General features: G+C 68.4%; 10 protein-coding genes, 1 tRNA gene and 1 pseudogene. 9 read left to right on the top strand and 3 right to left on the bottom strand.

The genetic code is table 11. The features are described from left to right. Window positions 1–17: 17 nt before the first annotated feature. The 4 genes and pseudogenes from JHAT_RS01620 to JHAT_RS01605 all read left to right on the top strand — a co-directional run. Window positions 18–233 (top strand): annotated as a pseudogene (locus tag JHAT_RS01620) (site-specific integrase); the annotation flags it as partial. A gap of 472 nt (window positions 234–705) precedes the next feature. Next, the gene (locus tag JHAT_RS01615) at window positions 706–933 is read left to right on the top strand and encodes a type II toxin-antitoxin system VapB family antitoxin (protein ID WP_077796189.1); all 228 of its coding nucleotides are present in this window, start codon (window positions 706–708) and stop codon (window positions 931–933) included. Continuing rightward, window positions 930–1340: a PIN domain nuclease gene (locus tag JHAT_RS01610; protein WP_077796188.1), complete on the top strand. Its 411-nt coding sequence runs from the start codon at window positions 930–932 to the stop codon at window positions 1338–1340. Before JHAT_RS01615 ends, JHAT_RS01610 begins: the two co-directional genes overlap by 4 nt. Before the next feature lie 278 nt (window positions 1341–1618). Continuing rightward, window positions 1619–2832, top strand: a protein-coding gene (locus JHAT_RS01605) for an IS3 family transposase (RefSeq protein WP_107481791.1) whose coding sequence is annotated in 2 segments (ribosomal slippage) — window positions 1619–1868 and window positions 1868–2832 — 1215 coding nt in all. Because the reading frame shifts where the segments join, the coding sequence is not laid out codon by codon here. A gap of 337 nt (window positions 2833–3169) precedes the next feature. On the opposite strand, the gene JHAT_RS01600 is transcribed toward JHAT_RS01605, so the two are convergent. The 3 genes from JHAT_RS01600 to JHAT_RS01590 all read right to left on the bottom strand — a co-directional run bounded on the left by JHAT_RS01600 (window position 3170) and on the right by JHAT_RS01590 (window position 5032). Further along, window positions 3170–3243, bottom strand: a tRNA-Pro gene (locus tag JHAT_RS01600). 67 nt (window positions 3244–3310) lie between these two features. Further along, window positions 3311–4042 (bottom strand): Pr6Pr family membrane protein, encoded by a 732-nt coding sequence (locus JHAT_RS01595; protein WP_077796187.1) that lies wholly within the window; start codon window positions 4040–4042, stop codon window positions 3311–3313. Between the two features lie 54 nt (window positions 4043–4096). Continuing rightward, the gene (locus tag JHAT_RS01590; protein ID WP_077796186.1) at window positions 4097–5032 is read right to left on the bottom strand and encodes a metallophosphoesterase; all 936 of its coding nucleotides are present in this window, start codon (window positions 5030–5032) and stop codon (window positions 4097–4099) included. Window positions 5033–5141: 109 nt separating this feature from the next. Here JHAT_RS01590 and JHAT_RS01585 point away from each other — a divergent pair, with 109 nt between their 5' ends. The 5 genes from JHAT_RS01585 (at window position 5142) to JHAT_RS01570 (ending at window position 11741) form a co-directional block, all read left to right on the top strand. Beyond that, window positions 5142–5606, top strand: coding sequence for a GatB/YqeY domain-containing protein (locus JHAT_RS01585; protein WP_077796185.1), 465 nt, complete (start codon window positions 5142–5144; stop codon window positions 5604–5606). Window positions 5607–5944: 338 nt separating this feature from the next. Next, entirely contained in the window at window positions 5945–6373 is a 429-nt protein-coding gene (locus JHAT_RS01580) for a hypothetical protein (RefSeq protein WP_077796184.1), read from the top strand. A 141-nt stretch (window positions 6374–6514) separates the two neighbouring features. Further along, window positions 6515–10996 carry a hypothetical protein gene (locus JHAT_RS01575; RefSeq protein ID WP_143660339.1) on the top strand — a complete coding sequence of 1494 codons (4482 nt, stop codon included), beginning with the start codon at window positions 6515–6517 and terminating at the stop codon, window positions 10994–10996. Window positions 10997–11056: 60 nt separating this feature from the next. Next, window positions 11057–11230: a hypothetical protein gene (locus tag JHAT_RS34500; protein ID WP_171990697.1), complete on the top strand. Its 174-nt coding sequence runs from the start codon at window positions 11057–11059 to the stop codon at window positions 11228–11230. Window positions 11231–11468: 238 nt separating this feature from the next. After that, the gene (locus JHAT_RS01570; protein WP_077796182.1) at window positions 11469–11741 is read left to right on the top strand and encodes a LuxR C-terminal-related transcriptional regulator; all 273 of its coding nucleotides are present in this window, start codon (window positions 11469–11471) and stop codon (window positions 11739–11741) included. Window positions 11742–11782: the final 41 nt, after the last annotated feature.

Here is an 11782-nt window from a genome sequence, read left to right as displayed (position 1 = left end):
TCGGTTGCCTTAGGCCGATCAACGCCGACGAGTGGACGCCCCGGAAGCTCCGGCACGGCTTCGTGTCCCTGCTGTCCGACCGTGGCGTTCCGCTGGAAGCGATCTCCCGGTTCGTCGGGCACTCGGGGACGGTCGTGACCGAGGAGGTCTACCGGAAGCGGATCCGGCCCGTGATCCAGGCCGGTGCCGTGGTCGTGAACGGGATCTTCTGCGCTGATCCGCAGCGGCTGTAGACACGGGGGAATCGATAGTCACGCAAAGGGACACGCAAACGAAGCAGGTCCTCAACCTACTCGCGTGAGTAGGTTGAGGACCTGGTACTTCACTGTCGGGGTGGCGGGATTTGAACCCACGACCTCTTCGTCCCGAATGAGGTTCGGGCGAGCCCGAGACCTGCCGGTCTGGCATTTCCGCTGGTCAGGTCCTTGGCGTCGAGGGGTCTCGCGAGGTGTGGGGAGGGCCTGGGGAGCAGATCGGCTCCCGAACGGCTCCCGGAGTCGTACGGCGGGGATCTCGGAGTCCCCCGCCGATACGGGGTGCGCTCTGCGCTCCGCCGCGACGTAGATCGAGCTGAGTCCTGGCCTGTCCCTGCTGCTCGCGGGGTGCTCGTCGGTTCGCAGGCGTCAAACCTGGCCCCGATCCTCCTGCATGATACATTCGATCATGTATCATGATACACTGACTGATGTATACGGAGGTGGGTTCATGAGCAGAACCGTCATCGATCTCGACGACGACGCGTTGGAAGCCGCAGCGAAGGAGCTGGGCACTTCCACAAAACGGGACACCATCAACACCGCCCTACGTGAGGTCGTCGCGCGTAACCGTCGCTTGCGCGCCCTGCGCGAGCTGCAGGATCTCGCGGATGAAGGCGCCCTCGCCGTCGAGCTCCTCCTGGACAAGCGCAACTACCGAGGTGGTTTTGCCCGGTGAGCGTTGCGGACTACCTCATCGATACGTCGGCCCTGGCTCGCGTCCTGCTGCGTCAGGCGACCGAAGGGTGGGAACAGAGGATGGGCGCCGGTCTGGTCGCCCTGTGCGACCTCACCGAACTGGAAGTCCTCTACTCCGCACGTTCCGAGAAGGACCGCGAGGCCATCCAGGAACGGCTGAACCAGTTCACCTGGTGCCCCATGCCCGACGGTATCTACCGGCGTGCCCGTGTCGTCCAGCGTGAGCTCACCGCCAAGGGCGAGCACCGCAGTGCCGGGGCCGTCGACCTGCTCGTGGCCGCGGCCGCGGAAGAAGCGGGACTCACGCTGCTGCACTACGACCGCGACTTCGAAACCATCGCCCGCACCACCGGGCAGCCGGCTCGCATGATCGACCTTAAGGGCTGAGACAGGGAACGCCGGAGGGCGCCCTGCCGGCCACCCTGCCCGCCTCGGCGGAACTCGTGGACCACCTGGATCTAGCCGACGAGGTGGGCGTTGAAGTCGTCCAGTTCCTCGGCCGGAACCCAGAGTTCGAGGATCGCCCGCCCGCCGACCTGTTGGACGGGGTGCCGACTCAAGAACTCCGACTCGACCTCGAAACGGGTGACGAAGCCGGCTGAGGCTGACCCTTTGGAGCAGACACCCTGACAATGGATCTTGATGGTCCAGGGAGGGATGTCCAGGTGGGACGGAAGTCTCCGTATCCGGAGGAGTTCCGGAAGGATGCTGTCGCGCTGTATCGCGCGTCGGGCGGTAAGCGGACGTACGCGGCGGTGGCCGCGGATCTCGGGATCACCGGAGAGACGCTGCGTACGTGGGTCCGCAAGGACGCCGGCTGGCCTGCGCCCGGGCCGCCGGGTGGCACCGCGCTCAGCCCGGCCGAGGAGCTGGCCCGGCTGCGGGCGGAGAACCAGCGGTTGCTGAAGGCGGAGAAGGAGTGGCAGCTGGAGCGGGAGATCCTGCGCCGGGCAGCCGCCTATTTCGCTCGGGAGGTGAAGTGAGCCCCGACCGCTGGGACTTCATCTCCGACCATCGCGCCGCCTTCGGCGTGCAGCGGATCTGCCGGGTCATGGGCGTCTCGAGGTCCGGCTACTACCGGCATCAGGCCACCGCGCAGGCCCGCGCCGCGCGTCAGGCCGAGCAGGCCACCGCGGTCGCTGAGATCCGGCAGATCCACGCCGAGCACCACGGCGCCTACGGCGCCCCGCGCATCCATGCCGAACTCCGGGCTCGCGGCCGCAAGATCAACCGCAAGCGGGTGGCCCGGCTGATGCGGGTGAACCACATCGTCGGCCGTCATCTGCGCCGGAAGAAGCGGACCACGATCGCGGACAAGACGACTCCGCCCGCACCGGACCTGGTGATGCGTGATTTCACGGCCACGGCGCTGAACACCAGGTGGTGCGGCGACATCACCTATGTCGCTGTCGGCTCGTCGTGGATGTTCCTGGCGACGGTCATCGATATCTGCTCGCGCCGCGTGATCGGCTGGTCCATTGCTGACCACATGCGCACCCAGCTCGTCACGGACGCACTGGAGATGGCGGTCGCCGCCCGCGGCGGCCGGGTCGACGGTGTCGTCTTTCACACGGACAGGGGCGCCCAGAACGTCAGCCGGGCCTTCGTCGAAGTCTGCCGTCGGCACGGCATCCGCCGCAGCATGGGGCGCGTCGGGACGAGCTACGACAACGCCCTGGCCGAATCGTTCTTCCAGGGCCTGAAGCGCGAGTTGCTCCACGGGCGACGCCTCACCTCGAAGGCCCAGACACGCCTTGAGCTGTTCCGCTGGCTCACCTACTACAACCGACGCCGCCGCCACTCCGCCCTCGGCTACCTCACACCAGCCGAGTTCGAACAACAACTGACCTTGTCGCCTACGCTGTCACTCGTCGCATGAAGCTTGGTGTCCACTCCCGAGGTTGAACCTCAGTGAGCCATTCGGCCTCGCTGCTGGCCGCACGGCCAAGAACCCTGGGAGGGTGCCGGCTCGGATGAGGAGAGACCTGCGGATGGCTTCCTCGTTATCGTCTGTCTCACGCTATGGCGAGCCTCACCCGCACCTGAGTTTGACGGTTTCCTGATGCGTCAGGTGTTGATCTCGTGGGAGAAAACGGCGAGCCGTCTGGGAGCCGAGTTCGTGGTCCGCCTTCCAAGCGGCTCCCCGTCCGATCTCTGGAACCACCCAGGGGCCCGACCCGCACTGCGGATCAGGCCCCTGACCTGGTACTTCTCTGTCGGGGTGGCGGGATTTGAACCCACGACCTCTTCGTCCCGAACGAAGCGCGCTACCAAGCTGCGCCACACCCCGATTGTCGCTGCTCGTCGCGGCGACGTCGTTTACTTTAGCCCACCGGCGCCCGGACACGAAATCGGGTTTACCAGCGGCGACGGAGGGGGTCCGGGCGGATGTGGTCCAGGGCCACGAGGAGGACGGCCAGGGCGTAGAGGGCGAGGCCCAGGAGGAGGGCGTTGCCGAGGACGCCCTTGTAGCCGTGCCGGTCGACGTCGAGGAAGGGGTAGAGGTAGCGGCCCTCGGCGCCGGGGAGGAGGAGCTCGCCGCGGGCCAGGGAGAAGCCCAGGTAGGCCAGGGGGTACAGGAGCCACGCGGCGGTCTGGCGCAGGTGCAGGCGGCCGGGGCCGGTGAGCAGGAGCCAGTCCAGGACCGCGGCGGCCGGTGCCGCCGTGCACATGAGGTGGAAGGCGACGGAGTGCCCGCTCGGGGCGGACGGGCTCGCCGCGTCGGCCAGGAGCAGGTGGTGCACCAGGCCGGCGACGACGGAGTAGAGCAGCGCCGCGCCCGTCAGGGCGCCGGACAGGGGGCGCCCGGCGGACCAGGCGCGGCGGGCCGAGGCGAGCATGACCAGTGCCAGCAGGACGCTGCTCTGGACCGCGATCTGGCTCAGGGCCCGGAGGGCCGGGCCGCCGAGGGTCAGCTCGAGCGCCGCGCCGGTCAGTGCCAGCAGCGCGGTGAACAGACGGAGGGCGGCGGCCGACGGGCGCCGGACCGGCGGCAGGACCGCGCTCGCCGGGACCGGTGAGGGCAGCAGTCCGGGCGGGCGCGGGATCGCGGGCAGGTCCGGGATGTCCCTGGGTATCGGAGCTGTCATGGCCTCACGTTAGGAAGGCCGGACATACCGGACCATGCGGGTGGGCCGAGTGGGTTACCCCCGCTGCTCGCGCCCCACCAGGGTCAGCAGCGTCGCCTCCGGCGGGCAGGCGAAGCGCACGGGGGTGTAGCGGTTGGTGCCGCAGCCCGCCGACACGTGGAGGTAGGCCGTGCGGCCCTCGGCCGTGTGCGCGGACAGGCCCTTCACGCGGTCCGTGTCCAGGTCGCAGTTGGTGACCAGCGCACCGTAGAAGGGGATGCACAGCTGGCCGCCGTGGGTGTGGCCGGCGAGGATCAGGGGGTAGCCGTCCGCCGTGAAGGAGTCGAGGACGCGCAGGTAGGGCGCGTGGACCACGCCCATCGAGAAGTCCGCCGTGTCCGACGGTCCGCCCGCCACCTCCGCGTACCGGTCCCGCTTGATGTGCGGGTCGTCGAGGCCGGTCAGCTCGATCGACACCCCCTCGACCTTCAGCGTGCCGCGCGTGTTCGTGAGGTTCTGCCAGCCCGCCTCGTCGAAGCCGTCCCGCAGGTCCTCCCACGGGTTGTGGACGGCGCCGACGGCGGGCTCGTTGCCGTTGAGGCCGTGACGGCCCTGGACCTTCTCGACCAGGTACCGGGCGGGGTTGCGGAGCTTGGGGCCGTAGTAGTCGTTGGAGCCGAAGACGTACGCGCCCGGGAACTCCATCAGCGGGCCCAGCGCGTCCAGCGTCTCCGGGACGCCCTCCGGGTCGGACAGGTTGTCGCCGGTGTTGATCACGAAGTCGGGGCGAAGTCCGGCCAGCGAGCGCAGCCAGCGCTGCTTCTTGCGCTGGCCGCCGACCATGTGGATGTCGGACACCTGGAGCACGCGCAGGGGACGCATCCCGGAGGGCAGGACGGGGATCGTCACCCGTCGGAGACGGAAGGAACGGGCTTCGAAACCCGCCGCGTAGACCAGGCCGGCGGCACCGACCGCCGTGATTCCCAGGGGTACTCCGTATCGCGCGCGCATACGTCCATCGTGTCAGAAGCGGGGGCCGGAGCCGACCGCGCGGGGACTCCTCGCGGGCTCCCGTAAATCAACGGGCGTCCTTCCCGCCGCACCTGCGACAATCGCCCCCATGACCACGCTCAAGTCGAAGCTGCACGACGACCTCAACGCCGCGATCAAGGAGCGCGACGAGCTCCGCTCCTCGACGCTCCGGCTGACGCTCGCCGCGATCACCAAGGAGGAGGTCGCGGGGAAGGAGAAGCGGGAGCTCTCCGACGACGAGGTGCAGAAGGTGATCACCCGCGAGGCGAAGAAGCGCCGTGAGGCCGCCGACGCCTTCGCCCAGGGCGGCCGCCCCGAGCAGGCCGAGCGGGAGAAGGCGGAGGGCGAGGTGCTCGCCGCGTACCTGCCCAAGCAGCTGTCGGACGACGAGCTGAACGCGATCGTCGCCCAGGCCGTCGAGGAGGCGAAGGCGGGCGGTGCCGAGGGGCCGCGGGCCATGGGCGCCGTCATGAAGATCGTGAACCCGAAGGTGGCCGGGCAGGCCGAGGGCGGCCGGGTCGCCGCCGCGGTCAAGAAGCTGCTGGCCGGCTGAGGTCCAGAAGCTGCCGCCGGCTGAGAAGAGCCGCGCGCCCCGTCCCTGCGTGCCGCCCGCCTCGTCCCTGCGCCTGTCCTGGGTCCGGTCTTCCGGATCCCCGGGGCAGGCGCGGTGCTTTGTGTGCTCTGTTCCCTCCGTGTCACATTCCGGGCCGCTTTTCCTGTTCCCCCTGTTCCCCCTGTTTCTCCTGTCTGTCGATTGCTCCCGTCTTCTTCCCCTGGCGTAATGACGCCGATTTCCCGTCGACGGTTGAGCCGCATTGTCGATCCTGATCGAATTGTGCACGGAACGTGTGTGACCAGTCGTGCCCGATCGACACAAGTGGGGATATCACCATGCGCAGAACCGCCGCGCTCCTGTCCGGCCTTCTCGTCGCGGCCGGACTCAATCTCGTGGCCGCCCCTTCGGCGTCGGCTGCCGCCGAGGCTTACGGATGCCCGGGTTCGCAGATCGACACGTACAACATCAAGGACGAGAACGGGAGTACGTGGGGATCGATCTACCTCTACTACTCCAGCGCCAACGGCGGGACCAACTGTGTCATCAACATGACCAAGAAGTACGCAGGTCAGCGGCACTACATGGACGTCAAGCTGTGGCACAGCGGCGACAGCGACAAGGACGAGGGCTACTTCACCCAGTACGCCGGTCCCGCCACGGTCACCAATTCCAACGGCAAGTGCATCACCCTCTCCGGCTGGGTCGCCGACCCGGCGTACAACAAAATCGTCGGCGACCAGTGGCAGAACGTCCACTGTGGCTGAAATTCCCCGAGAGGGTGTCCTGAAGGCGTCCTGAAGACGTCCTTCTGAATTCGACGACGCGGAAAGCAGCGTGACGGCCGCTTTTCGCGTCGACGTATGTCCATTTCCTTCAGTCATGCCCAGCACGGAAAGGACGAATCGTTGACAGTACGCGATCACGGCAGGTCTCGTACGGGACCTGCCCCACGATCCGGCGGACGCAGACGCGTCAGAGCACCGCTGGCGCTGCTGACGGCCGGCGGACTGCTGGCGGGTCTGCTGCAGAGCGTCGCCTGGGCCGACGAGCCCGCGCCCCGCGAGTCCGCACCGGCCGCCGCCCCTGCACCGGACTCGGTGCCCGGCGAGGACCGTGCGGAGGTGCTCGGCGACGACTACCTGAAGTCGGCCGACATCGCCTGGACCAGCACCGGCGACGCCCAGGGCTTCCACCTGCTGACCGCCACGGAGAAGAGCGGGTACGCGTGGCAGACGCTGGCCTCGCTGGCCGAGCCCGGCTTCGACGCCGACCAGTGGATCGGCAACGTGTGCGTCACCGGCTCCGGCAAGCGCGCCGTGGTCGTCTACGCCCCGCGCACCTTCACCAACGACCCGGCACTGATGGCGCGCGGTGGTTTCACCGCCGTGGTCGACCTGGTCACCGGCGCGGTGACCAAACTGAAGGTCAACGCGTCGCTGTCGTACTACAACCCGGGGTGCGGCACCGGTGAGGAGGCCGTGCTGACGCAGTCCCCGGGTGAGGACAAGAAGCAGACACGGCTGATCCGCGTGGACGCGGCGACCGGCACGGTGAGCCGTCCCGTCGTGGTGGACGGGCAGCTCACCTCCTCGGTGCCGGCCGGCGGCGGGAAGATCGCCGCGGCCTCCGGGCGCACGCTCGTCGAGGTCGACGCCGAGGGCCGGAAGAAGAAGCTCGCCACCACGGGCACGGTGCCGTACCGCATCAGCAAGGACGGCGCCGGCGGGTACGTCTTCCTGGAGCGCGTGCAGCGCGACAGCCTGAAGACCCAGGAGACGGCGCTCGTGCGCCGCTGGGCCGGGAACAAGGTGGCCCAGCTCGGTTCCGGACCGCTCGCCGACACCGGTCTGACCCGGCGCGGCGGTCAGGTCTACCTCACCGGTGGCGTCAAGGCCGCGAAGAGCCTCCCGAAGACCGTCACCCACCTGGCCGGCGCGTCGAAGGACGCCACGGTCTCCACCACGGGCGCCATGATCGTCCAGCGGACGGTGTGGGCGGACGGCAAGGGCTCCCCGAAGTACCTCCAGCCGGAGTCGGCCCTCGACGCCCGGCCGGTCGACATCACCGCGACGGTCCGTGACTCCGGCGCGAAGACCGGCTTCACCGTGACGCCCCTCAAGTCCACGTCGCCGCGGTGGGAGACGTCCCGCGAGCCGTCGCCCCTCCTCGGCACGGCGGGCAAGGCGCCCGGCGCGAAGGGCGGCAGGAGCGGCACGAGCACGCAGACGGCCGGGATGCGGGCGGTCGACGCCGCGGCCGCGGACCCGGGCGATGTGACGGGGACGCGTACGGAGATCGTGGAGTCGGAGCGCACGTGTTCCGTGCCGCGCAACGATCCGCGCAACCAGGCGATGCAGCCGAAGCCGCGTCAGGTGGAGTGGGCGGTCAACAAGGCGATCACCGGGAAGCTGAACATCGGTGCCTCCCGCCCGGCCAACTGGAAGAACCTCGGCATGCCGGCGTACTCGCCGCAGAGCCTCTTCTCGGACTACCAGCTGGACGGCGGCGGCCGGGTCCCGGCGCAGGTGATGCTGGGCGTCACCACGCAGGAGTCGAACATGTGGCAGGCGGCCCGGTCGGCCGTCCCCGGGGTGACCGGGAACCCGCTGATCGGCAACTACTACGGCATCGACTACTACGACGGCAACAGCGACAACGACTGGGACGTGGACTGGTCCGAGGCCGACTGCGGCTACGGCATCACCCAGGTCACCGACCACATGCGGCTGGCCGGGCGCGAGCACGGCAAGGGCGGCGCCGCCCTCCCGTACGACGAGCAGCGCGCGGTCGCCCTGGACTACGCGGCGAACGTGGCCGCCGGTCTGGAGATCCTGGTCTCCAAGTGGAACCAGACCAAGCGGGCCGGGCTGGTCGTGCACGACGGCGACCCGACGAAGCTGGAGAACTGGTTCTTCGCGCTGTGGGCCTACAACTCGGGGTTCTACGAGAACGTCAACGGCAACGAGCCCTGGGGCGTGGGCTGGGCCAACAACCCGGCCAACCCCGAGTGGGACGCGGGCCGTACGCCGTTCATGGAGGACAACCTCGGCAACGAGGACGCCGCGGACGCCGCACGCCCGCAGCACTGGCCCTACCCCGAGAAGGTGCTCGGCTTCGCCGCCCACCCGCCCGCGTTCCTGGAGTCGCCGGGCACGATGGTGCCGGCGTTCCGCGCCGCCTGGTGGAACGGCTCCGCGGGTGACGCGACCATCGAGGGGTCCGCGAAGTACAACCGCGCCCGCGTGAAGCCGCCGGAGGACCTGTTCTGCGGCCCCTACAACTGGTGCGAGCCGTCCAAGATCGGTGACGGCGCCGCCAACGAGCCCGGCCAGGGACCGTGCACCCGCGACGACTTCAAGTGCTGGTACCACCAGTCGGTGCAGTGGAAGACGGACTGCGACTACGCATGCGGCAACGAGTTCTTCCGCTTTCCCTCGCCGGACTACGACGCCGAACAGGCCGACGGCACCGCCTATCCGCCCAACTGCAGCCGCTCCGGCCTGCCCTCGGGGGCAATGATCATCGACGACGTGGCGGGGGGCACGCCCTCCGTACGGCCGGGCTGCTCCAACAGCGACTGGTCGAACGAGGGCACCTTCTCCCTCGACTTCGGCGACGGCGAGGCGGGCCTGGCCCATGACGGGAAAACCATCTCCGCGGTGTGGCCCGCCAAGGTCGACCTGCATCAGCTCGGCGCCGGTTTCGGCGGTCACTTCTACTTCGGCCACTCGCGCGCCGACGACGCCAAGGGCGAGCGGCTGAAGATCACGGGTACCTGGACGCTCGGCCAGAGCGTCGACGGGCCCGCGAAGATCTGGGTGCACCTGCCCGACCACGGCGCCCAGGAGAAGTACGCCGTGTACAAGATCCACACCGCCAAGGGCGTCAAGACCCGCGTCCTGGACCAGAACGGCAGCAAGAACCGCTGGGTGGCGCTGGGCGCGTTCATGTTCAACGGCAAGCCCAAGGTGACGCTGTCGACCATCGCGCAGGACGGCACGGGGGACAAGGACGTCGCCTACGACGCCGTCGCGGTCCAGCCGATCAACGGCCGGTTCGTCGAGCGCACCCTGACGGCGGCGGCGATCTTCGACCCCAACCAGGACCTCAACTCCGACATGCCGGAGGAGCTCAACACGCCACTGCGCACCATGAAGACCCTGTACGACTGGGCGATGGGCCTGGCGTACAAGGGGCCGCGCTGGGACAACCCCGGCGCCGACACGGTGGGCATCACCGGCGCCGCCCGCTGCCCGACCGTCGTGCCCGTGGGCGAGTGCAGCGGCCAGCAGACCTACGACGCGGCCGAGAAGTGGTACCAGGAGATCAAGGCCGGCGGGTACACCCCGCGCGCGGACGGCTCGGCACCGGACAAGTCGATCCCGTGGTGGATGGCGATGGCCAACCAGCGGCCGGACCCGTCGAAGCCCGCCAGCGAAGCGCTGAAGGGCGAGGACAGCTACAAGATCAAGAGTGATATCGAGGTCAGCTTCATCGTCGACGACTCCACCGGGAAGATCATTTCCGGGAGCGAGGGGGCGGGGTACAAGCTCCGGATCGGCAACGCCCACCTGCCGCACTTCGTGACGGACATCATCGAGGCGATCGAGGCGGACTACGGCATCACGCGGCCCGACATCGACTACACCACCGAGAACGCGCTCGAGTACGGTCACGACGAGCGGGCACACCCGTACGCCGACGGGAACACGCCGGGACAGGTCTACTTCCCGCACTTCCGCGGGGCCCGTCTGAACGGGGACCAGACCTGCGTGGACGTCCGCGCGATCGGCGGCGGCGTCCACGGGTACCGGCCGATGATCGCCCACAAGTACATCAACGACAACGTCAAGGCGTGGGTCGACAAGGTCAAGGCGCACCCGGAGACGAACATCATGATCCAGAACTTCGCCGGGGACATCTACTCGATGTTCTTCAAGAACGACGGGAGCAACAACGCGTTCGGCAGCGTGATCGGCAACGCGCCGCCGATCTGGCAGGACATCGCGGCGGCGTTCTGCGCGGACGGCACCGTCAAGCCGACGCACAAGACCGAGAACCGTGACGCGGTCCCGCCGAACGGCATCGTCTTCCAGAGCTACATGCCCGACCTGTACCTCTACATCGACGACAGGATGACCGACAACCTCGGCCGGCCGTCCAACCAGAGGATCAAGCTGGGCGACTGGAAGAACTTCTCCAACCTGCCGATCGGGAACGGCCACGCGTACGGCATGTGCGACGCGTTCGACCGCGGCAGCGGCGGCAACCCCTGGGGCATCGACCCGCCGGTGCCGGTCATCGGCGACGGGCCGGGGCACAACCCGGGCGGCGTCGTCCACTGTGACGAGCCGAGCGTAGGCTTCGTCGACAACATCACGCCGTAGGGCGACGGACCACGGGGGCCGCCGGACGACGACGGCCCCCGTGGAACGCGAGGAGATGCCATGGGTGCCGGCCTGCTGTTCTTCGTCTCCGTTCCACTGTTCCTCTACCTGCTCCCGATGACATGGCTGTGCGTCAAAGTTGGGGAAAAGACCTCGTGGAGGACAGGGTGGGCAATGGCCGCAGCCGGTATCTTTCTACCGCTCGGCCTCTTTATCGCCTTCCTGATTCCCTGATCTCCCGATATCTGTTGCCCATTCAGTCGTATCGCGCCATTCCATGACCAAAGGGCCACTTCTGTCGCAAAGACGTCAAACCGGCCCGGCGTATTCCCCGGGGTCTGGCGTAATTACGCCACCCTAAATGCACGGTTGGTGTGCATGGTCGACTTTGTGCGGCTGTCGACGGAAGCTGTGAGCCACCTAGGATCACCAGTGGGTGAACGGGTGTGACGTGCTCATGGGGGAATCGCGTATGAATCATCCAGCGGTTATCACTGAGGTCGAGCTGCGCATTCTTCGTCTGCTGTTCGAAGGGCTGGGCGAGGCGGCCATCGGCCGGCGCCTGGGACTGGGACACCGGACGGTCCAGCGGAAGATGCGGGGCCTCATGCTCCGATGGCACGTCAAGGGGCGTGTGGCACTGGGCGCCCGCGCGCACGAGCTCGGCCTGCTGCCGTCCGGGGCCGGCTTCCACGGGTCCGTCGGGACCGGGCCGGACATGGTTCGCGAGGACCGGGTGGCCTGAACGGGCCGACTGAATTCCGCCCGTCAATTCATGCTCCGTGC

Source organism: Streptomyces sp. JHA26 (genome assembly GCF_002005565.1).
Classification (GTDB): domain Bacteria; phylum Actinomycetota; class Actinomycetes; order Streptomycetales; family Streptomycetaceae; genus Streptomyces.
This window is presented reverse-complemented; position numbering and strand designations above follow the sequence as displayed.